General features: G+C 46.1%; 16 protein-coding genes, 1 pseudogene and 1 CRISPR repeat array. Of the genes and pseudogenes, 12 read left to right on the top strand and 5 right to left on the bottom strand.

Annotated features, from left to right (window positions below; translation table 11 throughout):
- Positions 1–241: 241 nt before the first annotated feature.
- Both CD05_RS0115305 and CD05_RS0115300 read right to left on the bottom strand, forming a co-directional pair.
- Positions 242–478, bottom strand: coding sequence for a hypothetical protein (locus CD05_RS0115305; protein ID WP_037323080.1), 237 nt, complete (start codon positions 476–478; stop codon positions 242–244).
- Between the two features lie 38 nt (positions 479–516).
- Positions 517–1,713 (bottom strand): DHHW family protein, encoded by a 1,197-nt coding sequence (locus CD05_RS0115300; protein ID WP_028511215.1) that lies wholly within the window; start codon positions 1,711–1,713, stop codon positions 517–519.
- 160 nt (positions 1,714–1,873) lie between these two features.
- Here CD05_RS0115300 and CD05_RS0115295 point away from each other — a divergent pair, with 160 nt between their 5' ends.
- The 6 genes and pseudogenes from CD05_RS0115295 (at position 1,874) to CD05_RS0115270 (ending at position 6,209) form a co-directional block, all read left to right on the top strand.
- The gene (locus CD05_RS0115295) at positions 1,874–2,551 is read left to right on the top strand and encodes a hypothetical protein (RefSeq protein ID WP_028511214.1); all 678 of its coding nucleotides are present in this window, start codon (positions 1,874–1,876) and stop codon (positions 2,549–2,551) included.
- 132 nt (positions 2,552–2,683) lie between these two features.
- Positions 2,684–2,782 (top strand): annotated as a pseudogene (locus tag CD05_RS21205) (AbrB/MazE/SpoVT family DNA-binding domain-containing protein); the annotation flags it as partial.
- Between the two features lie 178 nt (positions 2,783–2,960).
- Positions 2,961–3,311, top strand: coding sequence for a helix-turn-helix domain-containing protein (locus CD05_RS0115285; RefSeq protein ID WP_028510136.1), 351 nt, complete (start codon positions 2,961–2,963; stop codon positions 3,309–3,311).
- Positions 3,308–4,144 carry an IS3 family transposase gene (locus CD05_RS0115280; RefSeq protein WP_028511212.1) on the top strand — a complete coding sequence of 279 codons (837 nt, stop codon included), beginning with the start codon at positions 3,308–3,310 and terminating at the stop codon, positions 4,142–4,144. The genes CD05_RS0115285 and CD05_RS0115280 overlap by 4 nt, the downstream gene beginning before the upstream one ends.
- A 251-nt stretch (positions 4,145–4,395) precedes the next feature.
- Positions 4,396–4,869 (top strand): IS200/IS605 family transposase, encoded by a 474-nt coding sequence (gene tnpA / locus CD05_RS0115275; protein ID WP_028511211.1) that lies wholly within the window; start codon positions 4,396–4,398, stop codon positions 4,867–4,869.
- Between the two features lie 113 nt (positions 4,870–4,982).
- Positions 4,983–6,209, top strand: coding sequence for an IS256 family transposase (locus CD05_RS0115270; protein WP_028509299.1), 1,227 nt, complete (start codon positions 4,983–4,985; stop codon positions 6,207–6,209).
- Positions 6,210–6,542: 333 nt separating this feature from the next.
- Here the strand turns inward: CD05_RS0115270 and CD05_RS0115265 are convergent, their stop codons facing one another.
- Positions 6,543–9,800, bottom strand: coding sequence for a hypothetical protein (locus CD05_RS0115265; RefSeq protein WP_028511210.1), 3,258 nt, complete (start codon positions 9,798–9,800; stop codon positions 6,543–6,545).
- 360 nt (positions 9,801–10,160) lie between these two features.
- Here CD05_RS0115265 and CD05_RS0115260 point away from each other — a divergent pair, with 360 nt between their 5' ends.
- From CD05_RS0115260 to CD05_RS0115235, 6 genes are all read left to right on the top strand, one after another.
- Positions 10,161–10,568: a hypothetical protein gene (locus CD05_RS0115260; protein ID WP_028511209.1), complete on the top strand. Its 408-nt coding sequence runs from the start codon at positions 10,161–10,163 to the stop codon at positions 10,566–10,568.
- Positions 10,569–10,693: 125 nt separating this feature from the next.
- Positions 10,694–11,449, top strand: a complete 756-nt coding sequence (locus CD05_RS0115255) for a hypothetical protein (protein WP_028511208.1) — start codon at positions 10,694–10,696, stop codon at positions 11,447–11,449.
- Positions 11,370–12,263: a type I-E CRISPR-associated endoribonuclease Cas2e gene (cas2e, locus tag CD05_RS0115250; protein WP_084262219.1), complete on the top strand. Its 894-nt coding sequence runs from the start codon at positions 11,370–11,372 to the stop codon at positions 12,261–12,263. Before CD05_RS0115255 ends, cas2e begins: the two co-directional genes overlap by 80 nt.
- Positions 12,264–12,301: 38 nt before the next feature.
- Positions 12,302–12,574: a CRISPR direct-repeat array (repeat unit 28 nt; unit sequence CTTTTCCCCGCACATGCGGGGGTGATCC).
- Between the two features lie 886 nt (positions 12,575–13,460).
- Positions 13,461–13,820 (top strand): hypothetical protein, encoded by a 360-nt coding sequence (locus CD05_RS0115245; RefSeq protein WP_028511206.1) that lies wholly within the window; start codon positions 13,461–13,463, stop codon positions 13,818–13,820.
- Positions 13,821–14,019: 199 nt separating this feature from the next.
- Complete coding sequence (locus CD05_RS0115240) at positions 14,020–14,229, top strand: hypothetical protein (protein WP_028511205.1); 210 nt, start codon at positions 14,020–14,022, stop codon at positions 14,227–14,229.
- A gap of 108 nt (positions 14,230–14,337) precedes the next feature.
- A complete protein-coding gene (locus tag CD05_RS0115235; protein WP_028511204.1) occupies positions 14,338–16,518 on the top strand; it encodes a stage V sporulation T C-terminal domain-containing protein in 2,181 nt (726 codons plus the stop codon).
- A gap of 87 nt (positions 16,519–16,605) precedes the next feature.
- Here the strand turns inward: CD05_RS0115235 and CD05_RS0115230 are convergent, their stop codons facing one another.
- Together CD05_RS0115230 and CD05_RS19035 are read right to left on the bottom strand one after the other, a co-directional pair.
- Positions 16,606–19,563 carry an ABC transporter permease gene (locus tag CD05_RS0115230; protein WP_028511203.1) on the bottom strand — a complete coding sequence of 986 codons (2,958 nt, stop codon included), beginning with the start codon at positions 19,561–19,563 and terminating at the stop codon, positions 16,606–16,608.
- Positions 19,564–19,581: 18 nt separating this feature from the next.
- On the bottom strand, positions 19,582–20,637 hold the full coding sequence (locus tag CD05_RS19035) for an efflux RND transporter periplasmic adaptor subunit (RefSeq protein WP_051589067.1): 1,056 nt from the start codon (positions 20,635–20,637) through the stop codon (positions 19,582–19,584).
- Positions 20,638–20,641 lie beyond the last annotated feature (4 nt).

The following is a 20,641-nucleotide window of genomic DNA, read 5'->3' as shown; positions in this document are numbered from 1 at the left end:
TGATAGCCCACTTCAGCAGCGGTCTGTGACAATGCACATTTTCTTTTAATGTTGTTTGGACTTTTGATCCATTCTGACAAGCACATTATAGCAGATGAAAACGGCAAAAATATATCAGCGTTGTATTATTAATTTCATAATTTTAATGAAAGCATATTTTGGCCGTGATTATTACAGATTTTGTTCATTGAAAGAAACAAAAACCGACACTCTTTTTACGAGTGCCGGTATACACGGGCTGTCATTCAAAGTATATCTCCATATCGCCAAAGGCGGTGACCTTTTTCAGCTTTACATCAGGGAACGATGTTACCTCCTGATACTTGACCTTACCGACCGAGAACGACTCGCTGTCAGCTTGCTTTATCTCATAATCGGGAAAGCTGTCAACGAACTGTATCCTGATATCCGGGAACGAGCTGACCCTCTCGAATGTGACCTTTTTGCCTTTAAACTGTGCAAGCTCTTCTTTTGTCATAACTATTACCTCCCTGTGTGTATTATTATATCATCTGTTTACTTTGACATTAAGCTCTCGATAAGCGCTATCCTGTCGGGGTTGCCGGCAGAGGAAGCGTTGAATGCGAACAGCACATCTGTCGCCCCGACCTTCTTGATGAACTTGATAGTATTGAGCTCGAAGAACCTGTTGTCGCAGACATATATCTTCGAGAACGACGATGTCAGAAACGGCGTGAGGGCGTTGCCGTAGCTGTCCTTGAATATGACGAGCACACGGTCGTTTTTCACACCTGTCTCTATCTCGGCTATCGTGTCGTCAGTGCCGAGCACGACTGTGTAGCTCGCATCTGTGCCGTTATCTTCAAAAAACAGCCGGCTCTCATAGCCGTTTTTAAACGAGCGGTTGTAGTATTTCACCTTCAGCTTGTCGGTATTGGCAGGCTTGAAGTAGGTAAAGTCATCGGGGTATTCTGAAAGCGAGCTGATACCCGAGACATGGTAAAAGCCGCCTAAAAAGCCGTGTCGCTCTACTGCCTCGTATGTATCGAGCAGCGGGAAATCCACCCCTGCCTGCTCTGCGAAGACCTTTGCTGCATAGTATGCCGCCAGCGGCTGCCAGTGAAAATCCGTCCTTGAATAGAGATACTCGGCCTTGTGCTTTTCTAAGATATTGTTTATCAGCACGCCCTGGCTGCGCTCAAGGTTTGAGTATATCTCAAGGGTACACTTCTTCTGATCGAGGCTGTCTTTGGCGATATCGTCGGGGCAGTAGAATTCCTCAGCCGTGGGTATCACCATAAGGTAGACCTGCGTGCCAACGCCTGCTTTTTTTGCAAATTTTTCAACGCTCCTTGCAAGATATGCGCCTGTGTCGCTGCTGTAGTAATACTGCTCCATAGCACGCATCTGCGGCGTTCCCGAATAGGCGAGGATACAGCCTGAGGCATATTCGTAGTTCTGCTTTTTGGGCGGCTTAGTGGTAGTCATGACCATGCCTGCGTCCTCAGGCTCAGGGGTAGTCGTTGTGGCGGCAGTCGTAGTCACGGCTGTGGTGGTGGTAGTTGTCTCGGGCTGCGAGCTTTCATCGTTTTGCACTTCATCAGTCTGTACAGGCTCTGTCTTTGCCGAGGCAGTCTGCGTCTGCTCGGGCTGAGGAGACGAGCTGCTTTTTTCCACACTGCTGCCGCAGCCGCAAAGCAGCATGGCTGCCGCTGTTACAAGCGCACCTTTTAGGCACATATCCTTTTTCATTCTAATACACTCCCCCGCCCCGGCGTTATGCACTCACCGTTATTGTGTATATTATATAACATAACCTCAGCACTTGTCAATAGCCCCCGAAGCATTGACAAGCACAGGCACTTATGGTATAATATCACCAAAGAAAACAACTTTCAAGGAGGAGAAGAAAATGGTACCAGAAATAACCGAAAAGACGATACTCAGGCAGCTTGCAGGCAGTGCGGCAGGCGCTATAACAGCCACTGTCATAACAGATGTGATACTCGGCGGCTGTGCGGTTTTCTGCGGCACGCAGCTTGGCTGGAAGGAGCTTTTATCCAAGATCTTCTTAGCAGCCACGGCTCTTTGCACACTGCTGCTGATATACTTCATAATAAAGGGCGCAACAGGCAGGCGCCACCCGGCTTTCAAGCGCTACGGCAGCCCGGCGATGCTTGCTGCAAGGATAAACGATGGGCTCAAAGCTCCGTTATATCTTGCAATGCCCATCATCGGCAACGCACCCTTTGCGACGCTCATCACGAAAGATTTCATCGTTTCGGGCGTTGAGCTTGTCAGCTTCATGGAGCTTAAGGAGTTCAGGTACGTCCACGCAGCCGGCATTCAGACAAGGCAGACTATCGTCGTAGGCAATCCCTTACTCACAGCCGGCTCGCTCGCTGCAAACCGCATGGCCGACAACTATTACGCATCGAAGGGGCTCAACAGTCAGACGCAGTTTGATATGCTGATATTTGACGACGCAAACGGCAAGCAGCACCAATACGGCGTACAGCACCAGGACATGGAAAGGGTGCTAAATGCTATATTACAGGTCGCCCCTCACATACAGTTCGTTCCATATTAAGGCAAACACACAGCTGCCGCAGCTATTGCGGCGGCTTTTTTATTTTTGAAATGACGAATAAAAAATGTATAATCTGACAAAAAATGCGCAAGCTATTCCTGCAAATCAAAATCAATCGGAGGCATATCATATATGAAAGCAACAGGAATCGTTCGGCGCATAGACGATCTCGGGCGTGTAGTCATTCCCAAAGAGATCAGGAGAACTATGAGGATAAGGGAGGGCGACCCGTCACTGACAACATTGACACAGGAGTATGCGTTTTACAATGCTATGAGGGATATTGCGGATAGGCTACATATAAAGGTATAATGAGAGCCGTGCAGTTTTGAAATGCTCCCCTTTTGTTAGACAATGTGGTATAATAGAAACATACCAATTAGGAATCTAACGAAAGGGGGGCATTTTTATGCCTAAAGGAATACCCAATAAGAGATACACACCCGAATTTAAGATCAAAGTGGTTGAAACAATGCAGAACGAGAAATTAAGTTATATGGAAACTGCAAGACAATTTGACATTCCACAAGGAGATAAGACAGTTGCGAAGTGGGAGCGCATCTATCTTGAAGAAGGCAAAGAAGGATTTTATGTTGAACGTCGTGGGCGCAAATCAACAGGTCGTCCTCCAAAACTGAAAAAAGAAGTCGAAGAAGACCTCATAGCCGAGGTTCAGCGTCTTCGTGCGGAGAATGCATACTTAAAAAAATTGAATGCCTTGGTTTCCGAAAGGGTACGGCAAGAGAAAAAGCACAAGTGATCTGGGAACTGAGGCATGAACACAAGATAGGTCTGCTCATTGATGTTGCCGGTATCCCTCGCAGCACCTATTACTATTACAGCAAACGATTCAATGATCCGAAACCGGATAAGTATGCAGTAATCAAGGAGGATATCCGCAGGATATATGATGAAAGCAAAGGACGCTATGGCTATCGCAGGATAACGAAAGAACTGAGAAAAACGCATAGGATAAACCACAAGACAATTCAGCGATTAATGCGTAAAATGGGTATATTCTGCCGCGTTCGCATGAAGAAATACAACTCATTCAGGGGTGAAGTCGGCAGAATAGCACCAAATCTTTTGGAACGTGATTTCAAAGCGGATAAGCCAAATCAGAAGTGGGTCACAGATGTGACAGAGTTTGCTCTGTTTGGTGTCAAGCTGTATCTGTCGCCCATCATCGATCTTTTCAACGGAGAGGTTGTGTCCTACAACCTGAGTTACCACCCTAATTTGAATCAAGTGACCGATATGTTGAATAAAGCATTTGCAAAGATACCGGAAAACACCGGACTCATTTTGCATTCAGATCAGGGCTGGCAGTATCAGCACAAGCAGTACCAGAAAATGCTCAAAGATAAAGGCATAAGACAAAGTATGTCACGAAAGGGAAACTGTCTTGATAACGCCTGCGCAGAAAACTTCTTTGGATTGCTGAAAACAGAACTTCTCTACTTACAGGAATTCTCATCTGTTGAGCACTTCATTTCAGAACTACATTCATACATCGTTTGGTACAACACAAAGCGCATCAAGCTTAAGCTTGATGGAATGTCACCTGTTGAATACAGGCTCAACGCTGCATGACAAAAGCGACCAAGATCTCTCTTAGTCGCTTTGCACAAGTTTTCTTTGAAAAGTTTGTCTAACTTTTTGGGGTCAGTTCATTTGAGTACTGCACGGCTTTATTATCTCGATAATTAAACCACCTGCTATGCAGGTGGAATGTATAAACTTTAGTAAGAGCATAGAGGTTGCGGTTGACAAAAAACCTCCTTGATGTACAATAGTAATAAGGCTACCAACCGTATTACAAATAATCAAGGAGGCACATTAGAATGGAAAACAAATCTAATGATACATATAGTTTATCACACACAAGCTGGAAATGTCAATACCATATAGTATTTGCACCAAAGTACAGAAGAAAAGTGATATACGGGAAACTAAAAAAGGATATAGGGGCAATTTTACGAGAACTGTGTGACAGAAAACACGTAAACATAATAGAGGCAAATGCAATGCCCGATCATATCCATATGCTTGTAGAGATACCACCAAATCAGCGGATAAGCGATTTTATGGGGTATTTGAAAGGAAAGAGCACAGTGATAATATTTGAACGCTATTCCAATCTGAAATACAAGTACGGGAACCGACATTTTTGGTGCAGAGGATATTACGTTAGCACTGTTGGCGGAAACAAGAATAGAATAGCGAAATATATCCGAGAACAGGAAAAGGAAGATATGATGTATGACCAAATATCATTTAAGGAATACATGGATCCTTTTAAAGACGTAAAGAAGTAGAAATAACAACAAATGCGGTAGGTAGCTTCAGCTTCGAGCCTCTGAAAAAAAGTCTGTAAAAAGTCAGCAAACTGTGATAAAATAGAATTAATATCACAGGAGGCTGATTTTTTATGGCAAGAAGAAAAAGAGAACCGATGAGCGAGGGCAAGAAGAACATAATAGGAATGCTGCTTGAGGAATACGACATCAAGTCGGCTAAGGATATTGAGGATGCCCTGAAAGACCTTCTCGGAGGAACGATCCAGGAAATGCTTGAATCCGAAATGGACGAGCATCTTGGATATCAGGAATATGAACGTTCCGACAATCCTGACTCTCGCAACGGAAAGAAAACCAAGAAGATACGCGGGAGCTTCGGCGAAACGGAAATAGAAGTGCCGCAGGATCGTGACGGCAGTTTTGAGCCAAAGGTCGTAAAGAAGCGACAGAAGGACATCTCAGGTATTGAGCAGAAGATAATTGCTCTGTATGCCAAAGGAATGACCACACGCCAAATAAGCGAAACTATCGAAGATATCTACGGATTTGAAGTCAGCGACGGTATGGTATCAGATATCACAGACCGCCTTCTGCCGCAGATAGAGGACTGGCAGAAACGTCCATTGGACGAAGTATATCCGATAGTATTCATCGATGCTGTACACTTCTCAGTGCGTGATAACGGACAGATCAGGAAGCTTGCCGCATATGTGATCCTTGCTGTCAGCATGACAGGTCACAAGGAAGTTCTTTCAATACATATCGGTGAAAACGAGAGCGCCAAGTACTGGCTCGGCGTTCTGAACGAGCTGAAAAATCGCGGAGTTAAGGATATTCTCGTCATCTGCGCAGACGGTCTTACAGGCATGAAAGAAGCTGTATCAGCAGCTTTTCCGCAAACTGAGCTACAGCGCTGCATCGTTCATCAGGTAAGAAATACGCTGAAATACGTTGGAGAGAAGAACAAGAAGGAGTTCGCAAACGACCTGAAAACGATCTATCATGCGCCTTCCGAGGATGCTGCTCTGGAAGCTCTCGACTGTGTTACTGAAAAATGGGAAGACGATTATCCTAACGCTATGAAGAGCTGGTACAAGAACTGGGACGTAATATCACCGATCTTCAAGTTCTCAGCTGATGTCAGAAAGGTGATTTATACCACCAACGCAATAGAGAGTCTTAACAGCGGCTATCGCCGTCTGAACAAGCAGAGAAGCGTATTTCCAAGCGATACAGCGCTCCTGAAGGCTTTGTATCTTGCAACGCATGAGATAGCTAAGAAATGGACCATGCCGCTGCGAAACTGGGGCAAAGTTCTGGGCGAGCTTGAGATCATGTACCCCGACAGGATCGGCTGATATCCAAAGAACCTTGACAAATTACAGTATCTATTGTATACTGTAAAAAAATTGGAGCGGCTATTTTCAAGCCGCTCACAACTTAACGTTTTTATCACAGTTTTTGAATTTACAGAGTTTTTTTCGCAGAGCCTCAGCTTCCAACGTGCCCCTTAAGGGGCGGCTGGTAAAGTGCCCTTTTAGGGCTGTTATAAAACCACCGGCTCTGCCGGTGTGATATTAATTTGTCTGCTTTCGTCGTTAGTCAGCCCAAAGCCTCTGTGGAACCACCTGTCTTTTGCGAGATGCTCCCGTTTTTGTTATTATCCCTTGAAGGCTTTATCTGCCGAGGTGTCATTTTATTGTCGCTGTCCTTAATATCTGCTCGCCATTGTTTAGCTCTTTGTTTATCGTGGCGGTCTTCTTGTTGTCCTCGATAATTTTCTTTTGCTCGTTGTACTTTGTGAGCTTGTTGCTGTACTCGCTCCAGATATTCTGCCCCTTGTCAGTTGTGGCCTTGTTGTAAAGCGTTTCGGGCTTGTTGAGCTTGATCACGTTCTTCATTACCATTTTGCTTTTGATCTCATTTTTGAGGCTGTCAAAGGTCTCGTTGGTGATGTTCTCGCCGAGCTCCCGCTTATGCGCCTTGACATAGTAGGCTGTAACGATAGTTGCATAGTCGTTGTAATTGCTGTCGTGCCCGGGGTTCGGGAACTCGTTTTCAGCAAGCGTGCTCTTGTTATCCGTAAGGTTTTCCTGCGCCCTCTTTATCCTCTTGTCAAGGTCAGCGACCTCGTTTTCAATTACCTTTTCGCCGTTTATTATCCTATAGAGCTTACTGCCGTTTTCAGCCACGGCGTACTGTCTCATATCCTGAAGGTCATGCTCGTTTTTGATCCTGCCCATAAAGCTCTTGAAGGCCTCATCATTTTTAAGCGCCTCTTTATTCTGTGCAATATACTCACCGACCTTGTCGGCGTTCTGCTCGTGTACCTGCTGCCTCTGCTGCTCGGTGTAGTCGGGGTGCTTTTTGTTTATCTGCTCATCAACAGTGCTCTTGAACTTGTTTTTGAGCCATACCTCGGCTGCCTCGTTTGCAAAGCTCTCCTTGCTCTTAGCAAATTCTTCCTCGGGCGAGAGCTTCTTGGGCTGTGCTTCGAGTGCCTGCTGCTCGGCCTGCGCCTTCAGCTGCTCGGCCCGCTCCTCACGCAGCTTGCCTACTATCTTGTCATCGAGTATCTTCGACTTTTTCGCCATTATATCACTTAACATATCGGCAAACTCGTCGATCTCCTTTACAACGCCTATTCTCTTGTTGGCGTTCTGATTGTTGCCTATCCACTGCCCGTCATTCCTCTTATGCTCAAAGTAAGCGCCCGTTGCGCCCTTTAGCACATCAAGGCATTGTATTACGTTCTTTACCTCTGTGTGTAATGCGATATTAGACATTGTATCTTCCTGACGGTTCATTTCATTACGGAGTTTTTCGGTCTGCTCCATATTTTTAAAGGCCGTTTCCAGATTCTTCAAAGCCTCGCCCACACGGTCATACTTCTTGCTGCCGAAGACAAGCTGTGCGTCCTTGTGTTTTCTTCTGAGCTGCGATATCTTGCCGTCTGCCCCGCTGATGCCCTGCTGGCGTGCTACGGTGTCGGCATATTCGTCAAACCGAACGCCCTGCAATTCGTTGCTTCTGACCTTCTTGGCCTTTCCTATGAGCTTAAAATCATTATCAGTAAGAGGCTCGTTTTCAAGATACTTTTTGTTTGCAAGCCTCTGCTCCCATACAAAGCCCTTTACCTTTTTTGCAAACTCGGGGTCGGTCTTCTCATACTCCTTAGCTGCAAGGTCAAGCCTCAGAAGCGACTTTCTTACTGTGGTCCTTGATAAGATGGCGCTGCGAACGGCGCTTTTTGAATCAACATCATTTGCAGTAACAAATTTTGGAGTTCCGAGATTTTGGAAATTCTTGAGCTCTGCATACATTTTCTGATACTGTGCTGTATTCTTTACACTGCCCTTCTTTGCGTCCATTTCAGCGATAAGGTAATCAGCCTTCTTGTTGAAGTCCCTAAACCTCTCGGGTATCTCCGCATCAAGGGCACGCTTTGCGGCCTCCTCCTTCTCAAATGCCAAAAGCTGCTCGGGTGTCATATCCAAAAGCTTTTTGTGAAGCTTTGGCATTGACTTAAAGTATGACTCACCCTCCTTTGCACGCTTTCTGTTATAATCAAAGTCTTTTCTGCCTTTAGGGGGCTGATAGAACCACTGATCCTTTATAAAGAATTCCGGGCCGTCCGGATGAGTCTTCATTCCCTCAAGATACTCGGGATGCTCCTTTTGGTAGGTGTCCGTTATGGCATTAGTTAAGGTCTTGCCTACATAGTCCGATGCATCAATACCGTTTATAGTACCCTTAGCTTTCTGATTTGGGGTCTTTGTACCCGGCATCAGCATTTCATTCATTATTGTGTAGTAGATGCCCATTTTCTTGCCGGCATCGGTCTGGTAGAGCGCAAGGTCTTCGCCGATCTTATTAAGCAGCTTGGTGTCATCATTTACAAGGAAGGTCTCGGGGAATTCGCCGTTTCTGACCCTCTCCTTCATCTCTTCCTTTGCAAGCCTTACATCTACACAGTTCTTTGCCATGCGGCTTGAAAGCTCATTGGTAAGCCCGGTAATGAATTCCTTGGTCTCATCATCAAATTCCTTATTCTTGCCAACGTTAGGGATCTTCTCGGTTATGACGCCGCTGATAGTGTTGGTGTATATATCAGCCATAGATTCGTCATCATCTCCGAGCAGCTGCTCCATACGGTCAACGAGACCCTTGTAATCCTTTTTATCCCTCAGCTCCTTAAGCTCATTATAGAGTGCCCTTTCAGTCCTGTAATCATCAAGAAATTTGGCAGGGTCGGCAATTACTGCATCAAGAGCACGGTCGCCGAGCTGATTCATTCTTTCTGTAAAGAACGGGTCTTTATTAAAGCTTTCAAGCTCAGCCTCTATCTCATCGGGGCTTACTGCACCGAGACCGCCGTTTTTCCGATCGGCAGCCACAAGCGCAACAGCTCTTTTAGCATGCTCTCTGGCAGTGTCCACCAGCGCACGCCTCTGCCTTGCTCTCTGCTTCATCAGGTCATCGTTCAGCTTTGCAAGCTCCTGCCTTTTGGGATCATCGTTCGCTAACGCTCTTGACTGCACTAATGCATCCTGCATCTGCTTATTTATATCGCTCAGCTTGTTGTTGATATCCTTTATCTTGTCGTCATAAGCCGCCTTTTCGTCCGCTTTGATATCCTCGACAGGCTGACGCTTATTGTTTTCTTCAAAAGCGTTATATGCCTTCCAGAACCTCTCGGGGTTCTGCATAAGCTCTAAGGTCTGCTTTTCACCAACTGTCTTGAACGCTTTTCCGTATGCAGGGGAGCGCATATTTTGAAACTGGTTTGAGCCGACCTCTGCATAGCTGTGGTCGTAGCTGTCATCATTCGGGTTATCCTGCATCATTCTGTATGCAGTAAGAGCTATCCCGAACTGTATACCTATCGTCTGAGGATTATTCTTGACAGTATTTATCGCATCGTTGTAAATCTCTTGTAAGCGTGGCATATTCTTAACCTCCTAATAATATTATGCTTGCCTTGTCATCTATAATCAACACCCCGAAAAAGCATAAATGGTTTCACAGAGCCTTGCTTTTCGCCGATTTGCACAAATAACCGAAACTGTTTTTGTGCAGATATACAGTTTCACAAAACAAGACGGTTTTGGAAATAGATACAGCCATATATATTCTCAGTGGAGCTTTGCGAAATATGCTTTTGCTTTTTCGATATCCATATTGATTCTTCTGTAAATTCCGATTTGCCTTGTCGGGCATTTGATTCGCCCATTCACACCTATATTATACCGAACCGCCACGAAAAAGTCAAATGATTCTTATCCAAAACAAATGCTCAAAAGCTTAGTGTGGTAGGCTTTGAACGGGGCAGGTTTTATTATCAGACTTATACGGGCAATGCTCCGATAGCACTTTACAGGCTTGATCTAAGCACAAAGGAAAAGGAAAAGCTTTGTGATATTAGCTCATATGTAAGCAATATCTGTGAATACGGAAATGACGTTTTTGTGACCTCGTCAAGCTCGCCCGACGGGGTGCTTGACAGCGAGAATGTAATGAAGATAAGCTGTGTTTCGGACGGTAAGCTGACCGAGCTTGTTACAAATAATGAGCAGTATAATTACAGACTTCATACCGTATCGGGTGAGCATATCTTTATTGTTAGAACGCCTAACACGGGCTGGAGCGACAGAGAGGAAATATTAAGGCAACACCGCACAACCAACGGCTTACGCCTTTGTATGCCATATGCTTGAAAATTTTCCGTCATATCGCCCAAATCCACCTTGTCTTACGCCAGTAAAACTGCGGCGGATATAGGCAATCTGACGAAAAATTTGTCAGCGCATCTGACATACAATGGTCGTGCGGTATTGCCTTAATGCTTTCCCCTAATGACCTTAAAAACGGCGACATTGATAAGGCAGTGAGGATAGAGGGCGTTCCCTTTGATCTGCGTGAGGAGGAGATACCCGATACCGATACAGATACAGAGGATATTACTGATGAGGGCGAAAACGGCTTTTATTATACAGAGGACTATGACCTTGAAACAGAAGATGAAAGCTTTTTTGAGAACAAAACAAAGCTTGTATGGGCACTTACGGAAAGCAGCAATGACAAAAACCATATTCAGAATGAGGTGAATAAATACCTTGATGAAAAGGGATATGACTTTGCTGTTAAGTTCATTCATCATGAGGAGGTAAAGATAAAAGGCGACGGCTCGGAAGAAAGGGAGCTGATGAGAGATTATTACAAAAATGCTTTGCAAAGCGGCGAGCAGATAGATATTATTTTAAGCGGTGCAGGCTTTGACGGAGCTTATTCATACAATGAATCTGTGAAAAACGGATATTTCATACCGCTCAATGAGTATTTTGACAGCGAACTTGGAAAGAAGATGTATCAGGCATACCCAGAGTGGTTCTGGCAGACCTTATCAGACGAGCAGGGGCAGATATACGGCAGGGGCTTTCTGCCGCTCGGTGCTGACTGCCTGGGAATAAGCTTTAACACCGAGCTTTGTGACAGCTATGGGATAGACATATCGGGATATGGCACGACACTTGAAGGCCTGCGCCCACTTCTTGAAAAGGCAAAGCTGTCCTCAAAAGCTACGAGGAGATCTTACTAAATGGCTTTTTGAGCTTGATACGGGAGTTTATGTTGGAAATCTGAGTGCAAGAGTAAGAGACGGACTGTGGGACAGAATATGCAGGAATATCAGTAGCGGAAGAGTAGTAATGGCTTACTCTGCGAACAACGAGCAAAAACTTGATTTCAGGATACACGGCGGTGAATGGGAGCCTTGCAATCTAGACGGAGTAACACTTGTAAAAAGAATGTTTCCGAAGGAATCTGATACAGAATATAAAGCCGGATCTAAGGCGGTAATAAACCACAAAAACCATACAGAACAGAAAAAACGTAAGGGATATGATATAGAGAACTATACGGTGATCGATATCGAAACGACCGGGCTTAGAGCAGACGATCGAATAATTGAGATCGGAGCGTTAAGGGTCAGAGCAGGTGAAGTCGAAGACAGTTTTTCTGTTCTTGTCAAGTGCGACATGGTCATTCCGGAAAATATCGTAAAGCTGACAGATATAACTGATGATATGCTTAAAACTGATGGAATAGAACCGAAAACGGCTCTTGAACTGATGACCGAGTTCTGCGGAAATGATACGCTTGTCGGACATAATATCAGTTTTGATATAGGATTTCTGCAAAGGCTATGTGCACAAACAGGCAAAATGTATATAGGCAACAGATTAATTGATACACTGAAAATCGCTAGAAAGAAAACAGATATATCTGAAGGGTACAGTATTTCATCGATATGTAAATATCTTGGGATTAAGGCCAACATTCAACACATGGCACTTGAGGACTGTAAGCTGACATACAGGATCTTTGAAAAGTTAAAGAAAACGGAAGGGTAAAGAAAGCAAACACCCTGTATTTTCAACAACTTTTTAGTCTTTTCCCCGCACATGCGGGGGTGATCCTACACACTCCTTTATCAAAATAAAATAAGATAACTTTTCCCCGCACATGCGGGGGTGATCCTGTCGGGCGTTATATAGTAGTTCATTTCATTTTCTTTTCCCCGCACATGCGGGGGTGATCCTAAAAGGGGTAGGTCATTTCTGCCTACCTCTGCCTTTTCCCCGCACATGCGGGGGTGATCCCCACCCCGTAGGGTGGCTGAAAGGAGTGAAAATCTTTTCCCCCGCACACGCGGGGTTCTGCGCAGACTATACTATGTGTTCTGATCCGAGGGCTAACATCAGCTTTTGAGCTACATTCTTAAAGCTGCACAGATTCTTACTGACAAAAAAGCGTTTGTATCCAATCAGTACGAACGCTTTGTACATTTATTCTGTTCGTTATTTGCAGAACATATATATTAAGCCTACTGCAGAAACTGCGGCCATTTTGTCAAAGCTTATCAAAATTCACATTGCATTTTCCTCCTTATCAATTATTCATTACTTAACTGTTATCATCAAAAAACTGAACTAATCTAAAGGTGAAAAAACTAAAAATAACGTCCAAACAAATATTCTAAAACCTCTTGACAAACATATGTTCTTGTAATATAATAAGAAATACGAACAGATGTTCTTACCGGATTTTGCAATTGGTATGTAAAAATATTAAAGCTGAAATATCAAACAATATTTCCGAACACGGATTTGGATCAGCAGTTAATTTGTTTTTTGCGGAAAAGCTTTGCATTTGCGAAGATATACTTGATAAATGTCAAACTTTACGAGCAAGCATATAAAATGGTGCATACTCCTCCCACTTTCTTCCAATTATCAAACTTCCGTCTGAAATTGGCTGTTAAGGGAACCCGTTGCCCTTAACGTTGAAGATATTGCTATGCAAGAATATGAAACAGAGCAAAATGCAGCTATTCGTATTTTTGGGAATGAACGGTATAGAAAATTTCAGAGAATAGCGTGAACTGCAAGGGAAGAAATCTGTCGTAATTGTACCTAAGTTAATGGTCTAAAATCACAAAATTTAAGTATATGCAAAGGGGTGATCGCTATGTTTTATTCCCTGCTGTCATGGGAAAAGATTCCGTGGCAGCGTTCCGAAAAACGAGGTAAAAAAGAAAGGAAGATGCTATGCCGAAAAAGGTTACACTTGAAATGAAGATCGCTAAGCGTGAAAAGTACAGGGAAAAAATCGAGAAAAACCGTGCCGAGATACAGCCGACCATTGACGCTTACAATGCTCTTGATGCGAAAATAAAAGCTGAGATAGCACAGCTCGAACAGAAGAAAAGAAACGCTGTTTACGACCACGTCATATCAGTATTCGGGGAATCCTTATCCCCCGAGGAGGTTATCGTTAAGTTCGACAGAATAATGAATGATAACCGTAACAAGGGCTTTATCGAGCAGCTCAAACGTGAGCAAGCCGAGCGTGAAAAGTCCAAGAAAATATCCGAGGATTCGCCTGCCTCGGATAAAACTACTTCATAAAAAACGTCATCGTCGTGTATGCTGCTGCAACGCCAAGCAGCAGGCTGCCAGAGCGGATTCGCCAACCGTTTAAGGCAGCGTCATACCTCCTTTCGTGAAAGCGAAAGGAGAAATAATCAATGATAGAACGCTGAAAATGAATAAGTTCCGTAAATCCGAGAATCATACAATATAGATAGTGTAAAAAGGAGCTTATTCATTGGAGATATACAACAAATCGAACAAAGGCTACATTGAGGTGTGGCTGACAAATGAGGAACAGCAGATGTACGACCGGGCAGAGCTGACCGAGAAACTTTTATCTAAGGTCAAGGTAAAAAAATGCAAAGTCGTATTCTTTCTGTCGGGGCAGGGTGATCTGTTCCGATGTGCGGAAAATCTGCTTATAAAGAATTTAGGGTGTGCTTAGCACGCCCTTTTTCTGTAAGTTTAGCTTGACAAATATTATATTGTATGGTACAATGTTGATATAAAAAATTAAATGTAGTGAAACAACATTGATAGAAAGGAGAGAACAATGAGCGAACAGTTCAGGATAGCAGGTTATTGCCGAATTTCCGTGGACGAGGAAATGGACAAGGACAACACTTCCATTGAGAACCAGAAAGCTATCATATCCGACTATGTTGCACGGACGTTTCCCGATTCCACGCTTGACTTTTACGCTGACCGTGACCGCAGCGGCTATACCTTTGAACAGCGTGAAGATTATCAGAAACTACGAAGAAAACTATTTCATGGCGAGTATGATATACTTATTATCAAGGATTTTTCCAGATTTTCAAGACGTACCAGCAGGGGACTTGTGGAATTGGAGGACTTGCGTGATGCAGGTATTCGTATCATCTCGATAGGTGACGGCATCGACTTTCCCACTTCGGACGAATGGATGGCGATACAGTTCAGATTTTTAGTAAACGAAATGCCTGTTACTGATACCTCGAAGAAAGTCAAGGCAGTCATCAACAGCCGTCAGAAAGAGGGTAAATGGATATGCGCCGTTCCTTACGGTTATGTCATGACCAACACAAAGACCATGAAATTCACCGTTGATGAGCCTTCCGCAGAGATCGTTCGGAAGATATTTCAGCTTTATGCGGACGGCTGGGGTTACAAGAAAATTGCTAACTATCTTACAGATCAGCATATCCCCACACCTCGCAAGACCGAGGAAATGCGGAAAGAAGCCGAGGGTGAGGAATATGTGGTTCGCTCCAAAGCGGAATGGAGCCTTGTTACGATAAGCGAGATATTGTCCAACGATTTCTATATCGGTACTCTCAGGCAAAGAAAATACCGCCGCAAGAAGATAAACGGCGGTGACGAGAAATTGCAGGAAGTAGATCATATCGTCATTGCAAACAACCACGAGCCTATCGTTGATTTCAAGCTGTTTTCGGTGGTGCAGGAGCAGATGAAACAACGTTCACGCTCCAATTACAGAGGCGTCAAAAAGTTCGACAATGTCTACACAGGACATCTGTTCTGCGGTGACTGCGGTTCTCCCATGTTTTCCATGAGCCGTGGCGATATACCACAAGCCTACCGTTGCGGAACTTATCACAGACGTGGCACCAAGGGCTGTTCTTCTCACCACACAAGAGTAGATATGCTGGATGATCTGCTGAAATCTTTCGTGCGTAAAGTCAAGGACAATTCCGAAGCTATGCTTGAACAGCTGCAAGAGTCTATTGACAAAGAGCAGAAAGAAACCTCGTCAAGCAAAACAGTAGTGGAAGTCCTTTTACAAAGGATAGAGGACATCAAGACCGAGCTGAAATTCCTTGCCCGTCAACACGTAAAGGACATCGCCAAGCATCCCGAACGTGAGGATATGCTCGAAGAAGTCTACCAAGAGCAGGTTGATGATCTCATGCAGCAGATCGAGGGTTTCCGCAATCAGATACAGCTTGCCACCGATAAGCACAATGCGATCATCACCATGAACCGCACTGCCAAAACGGTCATGGAGGTCTTTGATACTATTATAAACAAGGACAGCCTGACCAAAGCCGATGTGGATTTCATTCTTGACCGCATAGACGTTTACACCGACCACATTGATATTAAGCTGAAAGCGGATATTGATACGCTACTGCGGACAGGCGTTCCCGAAGAACTTCAAGAGGAAACTGTTGCTGTAAATTTTAAGTCAGGCACTAAGAAAGCCGACAATCTCATACCTATCGCCCAAGTACGCACAAGCAAGGGCGAGATTCTTAGTGTCAATGTTATCAGTGAGGGCGACCCCTTAGAAATATTCACAGACTCAAACGGCGAGGTGGTGCTCAAAAAGTACTCGATAATGGGCGAGCTTGCCGAGGGGGCGGAAAAAGCAGCGCAGGTGATAAGTAAGCTGTCCGGCTCGCCGGCAGTGGTTTTTGACAGAGACCATGTTGTTGCTGCGGCAGGGGTACACAAGCGTGAGTTTTTGGAGCGGCGTGTGTCCCCGGCACTGGAGGAGATATTCGAGAGCAGGCGTGCATACTACGCCGAGCAGGACAGCACAAAGCCGCTGCTGCCGATAGAGGGCATCGACAGACGGGCACTCACGGTGGTGCCTATCATATCCTCGGGTGACTGCACGGGGGCTGTTGCGCTCGTGGCTTCTGACGACCTCTCGACCGCAACACCCGAGCACGAGATGCTTGCCCGTGCTGCTGCCATGTTTTTAGGCAAGCAGGGAGAGAGCACATAAGGGGAAATAAAAAAATAAGGTATCGGCTGCTCCGATGATATTTAAAATACCATCGGCCACAAGTCGATACCTTTATTCTTTATTCTTTTAGTCTTCACCCAGCTTGAGCGCCTTGCTGATGTTGATGTTGGATATAAGCCTGCCGAGAACAATGAAGCAGAACAGCAGCATTGCACCGAGGGCTGCGTATATCTTCAGATAGTCGCTCCTTGCAGGTATCACCTCAAACTCGGGGTAAGCGCCTGTCTGCATGAACGACTGGAACAGCGGCACAAACAGCTCGCTGGCTATCGAGCCGACTATAAACGAGAGCACTATCGCTGCCCCGGAAACGAGCAGCTGCTCGGTCAGCAGCATGGTGATTATCTCCCTGAATTTCATGCCCATAGCACGCAGTATGCCAAATTGCAGCGTGCGTGAGCGTATCGAGATTATCCAGTAGATAAGGAAGCCTATGATGCACATTATCATTATGATGATAAAGCCTAAGGTCAGAGCACCGTTCATGCCCTGGAGCATCGGGTCATTCTTTTTCTGGATTATCTGCTGGCTTGCGACTTCAAGTGTCGAGCATTTTATCTTTGCATTTTCAAGTGCGGTGTAGAAATCCTCCGTCTTTGTGCCGTCTTTGAGCTTTATCCATACCTCGTAGGGCTCTACATTTGTGGCTATCCTTACATAGTCAAAATTCATTATCGCAAAGTCACGGTATTCGCCGCTCTCGGTCTTTTCATACGGCTGTATCGACGGCCAGCAGTCAACGAACGCCAGCACAGTCACCGTAAACTCAGCATTCGAGCCCCACTTGCATTCAAGCGTGTCGCCGAGCTTAAGGCCGTAGGTGTCACGGAACGAGCTTGATAATATAACGCCCGAATTGTAATCGGAAAGTGCGTTCAAGTAGTTGTTGATATGCGTCGGGAAAAGCCTCGGGGAAGTCCATACCACCTTCGAGAACTCGCCCGGCTCGACTGTCATGAGAGTTACGTCCTTGGCGGAGTTTGTGGTCGAGGTGTCGTTCATTTCCATGAAGTCTTCCTTGCGGCGCTCATTATTGTCCTTGTAGGTGGTCTTTTTCGGCACCTTCATCTTGCTTGACGAAAGGGTCACGCTGTCCTTTTTGAACACCCTTGCCGCAGCCTCGACACCCTCTAATTTCTCAAAGCGTGTGAAATCAGGCTCCTCGTAGCTGAGGGTAGATGCATCTACCTCCTCTTCCTCCTCTTCGCCGCCGTTGTTGCCTGTCATGCCGTATGATGCGGCCGACTGACCCTGGCTCGTCGAGCTTACACGGTTGCTCTTCCATTCCTCCGAGAGCCTTACATCTGCACCGGCAGCGTAGTTTATCTGGTCGGTCGCAGAGCGGTTGAGGGCTCTTGCGGTGTTTGCAAAGAAAAGCCCGAGCGACACCGTCAGCACAAGGAAAAGTATAAGGAACTTCTCCCTGCCGTTTGACGAGCGGCCTATGTTGTTGAGTGAAACGTGTACAGACGGCGGCCAGAAGCGCCTGCCTGCAAATGCTATCAGCCTTATCACAAACGGGTAGAGCCTGATTATCAGCAGGCCGCAGCCTAAGATAAAGCCTGTAGATGCCACAAAGAGCATGGGGTTAACCGTCGCCGTGATGTCGGTGACGCCTTCGCTCAGAAGCTGTGCCTGCTCTCTCTTGTAGTAGTAGAGCCACGCCAAAGAGCCGCCGAGGAGTATCAGGTCAAGGCCTGTCTTCTCCCAGAGAGAGAGCTTTCTCTTTTTGGCCTTTGACTGCTTGTGGCCGACTATCGTTTCCTTTGTTGCCGGGAATATCGGCAGCATGGTCGTTGCAAAGAACACAGCCGATGCTATGAATGAATATACAAACGCCTCAAACGAAAGCCTTGCCGGGATAGATGAACGGTTGACAAACTCCAAGAAGCCGTTCGATGCTCCGAGTATGCGGCAGAGCAGCAGCCCTGCAAAGGGTGCGAGAAGTGCCGACACTACGCCTATCACCAGCGATTCGAGAGCATACATGAGCACGACCTGCCCTCTTGATGCACCACGGGATTTGAACACGGCTATCTCGTTTTTCTCCTGCTCGACATTGAGCTGCGACACCATGAACAGATAGAAAAGTATCATCAGCATTATTGGTATCTGCAAAAGCCAGAGCACCAGCCGCAGCTGCGATGCACGCTTGGCGTAGTCCTCGATTATCTCCTTTGCAGGCATCGAGAATGACACCTTGGCTTTTTTGTATTCCTCGGTCTGCTCGTCTATCTTCTCTATAAAGCTGTCGAGCCCTGTCATATCGAGCTTGTTGTAGTCGATAGCATAGTTGTTGACATACTGCGAGATATGCAGCGCCCCTGTGTCGAGCATCTCGCTCATGTATGTATCATAGTCGGTCAGCACAGAGCTGACGTAGTTGTCGAGCCCCTCAGCCCAGTAGGCCTCGCAGCCCTCCTTTGGCTCGAAAACGCCCACGACCTCTATCCTGATGCTGCCGTTTTCCTGGTCGAAGATATTGGCAAGCTCGTAGCTCTGCCCGACGGCTATGCCAGTCACTTTCATCGCACGCTCGGTGGCTATGACCTCATAAGCGCCGTTTTCGTTCTTGCCGGGGGTGAATATCCGCCCCTGCGTGATAGTCACGTTGTCTGCAAGACCGCTCATAGCGCCAAGGTGCAGCTTGACCGTGTCGCTGCCGCCGGCGGTGGCGAAGTTTGCGGCATACAGGTAATCATCGCTCACAAAGCGCTTGTTTGTCGCCTCGGCGCCAAGCTGTGCAAAGCTGTCATCGACCGCCTTTTCGGTGGCCTCTATCAGCTTGCGCTGACCCTCGGCGTTTAAACTCATATTCATAGAGTATTTGGTATTGTACATACCGGGGTATATATTGTATGTCTGCTGGAAAGTCTCTAAGTCCTTGACGAGCATTCTCTGAAGCGACGCATTCATGTAAATAGGTATCGTCGCCATCATAGCGCACGCCATGACGCAGCCTATCAGCAGGCAGAACACCATCCATTTGGTGTTGCGCATCTTACGCAATAGCAATGTAAACATAACAGTATTTCTTTCCTTTTATCTGATAATGACTTCGTCGCCCTCGCTGAGGCCTGAAACTATCTCAGCCTGCGAGCCTGTCTGCAAGCCCACCTCGACCGTGACTGCGACCTTCTCGCCGTCCTTGAGCACATAGACCACCTGCTCACCGTCCACCTTCTTGATAAGGTTGTTGGAGATGACGATAGCATTCTCTGTCTTGTCAAGCAGAAGCGTCACGTCTGCGAGCTGGCCGACTGCCGAGGCAGAAGACTTCTTGTCTGCAAAGCGCACATACACTGCATCTGCCTGATAGTTTATGCCGTCCTCTATCTTTTCCTTTGACTTTTTCTGTTCTTCCCTGTACTTTGTAAGCTCAGAGGGTATCATGAACACCTTGCCCTGATATTCCTCCTCGCCCACACGGATAGCGACCTTCTGGTCCATCTTGAAATACTTGGTGTCACCGCTCTTGGGCTTTATCTCGATAAACAGCGCATCTGTGTCGAGTATCGTGCAGACAGTCGTGCCTGTATCTATACTGTCGCCTGCACGCAGCGAGGTAAGGTAGGTTATAGTGCCGTCAGCCTCGGCTTTAAGGGTAGCGCCCTCTTTCAGAGCGTAGAGCTTGTCGAGCTTTTTCTGTATAAGCTCCTCCTCAACGCCCGAGCGGTCTATCTCGGCCTGAGTGCCCTTGTTCTGAACTATGACCTGTGTGTCGAGCTTGGCACGCTTAAGATAAAGCTCCTGCTCGGCTATCTCGTAGTCGATGTCGGTGGTGTCAAGTGAGCATATCTTGTCGCCCTTTTTGACCGTATCGCCGGTATTGACGTAGAATTTCTTTATAACACCGCTGTTGTCGGCATACGACTGGGAATACTGGTTCTCGCTCGACACTGTGCCCGAGCAGATGACCTTCTTTTCAAGCGTCTTGCGCTCGACCTTTATAGTTGTGTATTTTACATCGGAGGTCTTGACAGAGGGCGCTGCGAGCACCTCCTCCTCATCGGGCAGGAAATAGCACCCCGAAAGTGCGGCACAAAGCACTGCCGCCGCCATGGCAGCCGTTGCTTTCTTTAAAGAATATAGTTTCATATTT

Origin of the sequence: Ruminococcus sp. NK3A76 (assembly GCF_000686125.1) — a bacterium.
Classification (GTDB): Bacteria; Bacillota; Clostridia; order Oscillospirales; family Ruminococcaceae; genus NK3A76.
Note: the sequence above shows the minus strand (reverse complement) of the source record. Positions and strands in the feature narration are given on the sequence as shown.

Excerpts from the sequence above, each read along its gene's own strand:
- CD05_RS0115270 (WP_028509299.1), top strand. The coding sequence starts at position 4,983 with ATGGCAAGAAGAAAAAGAGAACCGATGAGCGAGGGCAAGAAGAACATA.
- CD05_RS0115235 (WP_028511204.1), top strand. The coding sequence starts at position 14,338 with ATGAGCGAACAGTTCAGGATAGCAGGTTATTGCCGAATTTCCGTGGAC.
- cas2e (WP_084262219.1), top strand. The coding sequence starts at position 11,370 with ATGGCACGACACTTGAAGGCCTGCGCCCACTTCTTGAAAAGGCAAAGC.
- CD05_RS0115300 (WP_028511215.1), bottom strand. The coding sequence starts at position 1,713 with ATGAAAAAGGATATGTGCCTAAAAGGTGCGCTTGTAACAGCGGCAGCC.
- CD05_RS0115285 (WP_028510136.1), top strand. The coding sequence starts at position 2,961 with ATGCCTAAAGGAATACCCAATAAGAGATACACACCCGAATTTAAGATC.
- CD05_RS0115245 (WP_028511206.1), top strand. The coding sequence starts at position 13,461 with ATGCCGAAAAAGGTTACACTTGAAATGAAGATCGCTAAGCGTGAAAAG.
- tnpA (WP_028511211.1), top strand. The coding sequence starts at position 4,396 with ATGGAAAACAAATCTAATGATACATATAGTTTATCACACACAAGCTGG.
- CD05_RS19035 (WP_051589067.1), bottom strand. The coding sequence starts at position 20,637 with ATGAAACTATATTCTTTAAAGAAAGCAACGGCTGCCATGGCGGCGGCA.
- CD05_RS0115305 (WP_037323080.1), bottom strand. The coding sequence starts at position 478 with ATGACAAAAGAAGAGCTTGCACAGTTTAAAGGCAAAAAGGTCACATTC.
- CD05_RS0115255 (WP_028511208.1), top strand. The coding sequence starts at position 10,694 with ATGCTTTCCCCTAATGACCTTAAAAACGGCGACATTGATAAGGCAGTG.
- CD05_RS0115265 (WP_028511210.1), bottom strand. The coding sequence starts at position 9,800 with ATGCCACGCTTACAAGAGATTTACAACGATGCGATAAATACTGTCAAG.
- CD05_RS0115295 (WP_028511214.1), top strand. The coding sequence starts at position 1,874 with ATGGTACCAGAAATAACCGAAAAGACGATACTCAGGCAGCTTGCAGGC.
- CD05_RS0115230 (WP_028511203.1), bottom strand. The coding sequence starts at position 19,563 with ATGTTTACATTGCTATTGCGTAAGATGCGCAACACCAAATGGATGGTG.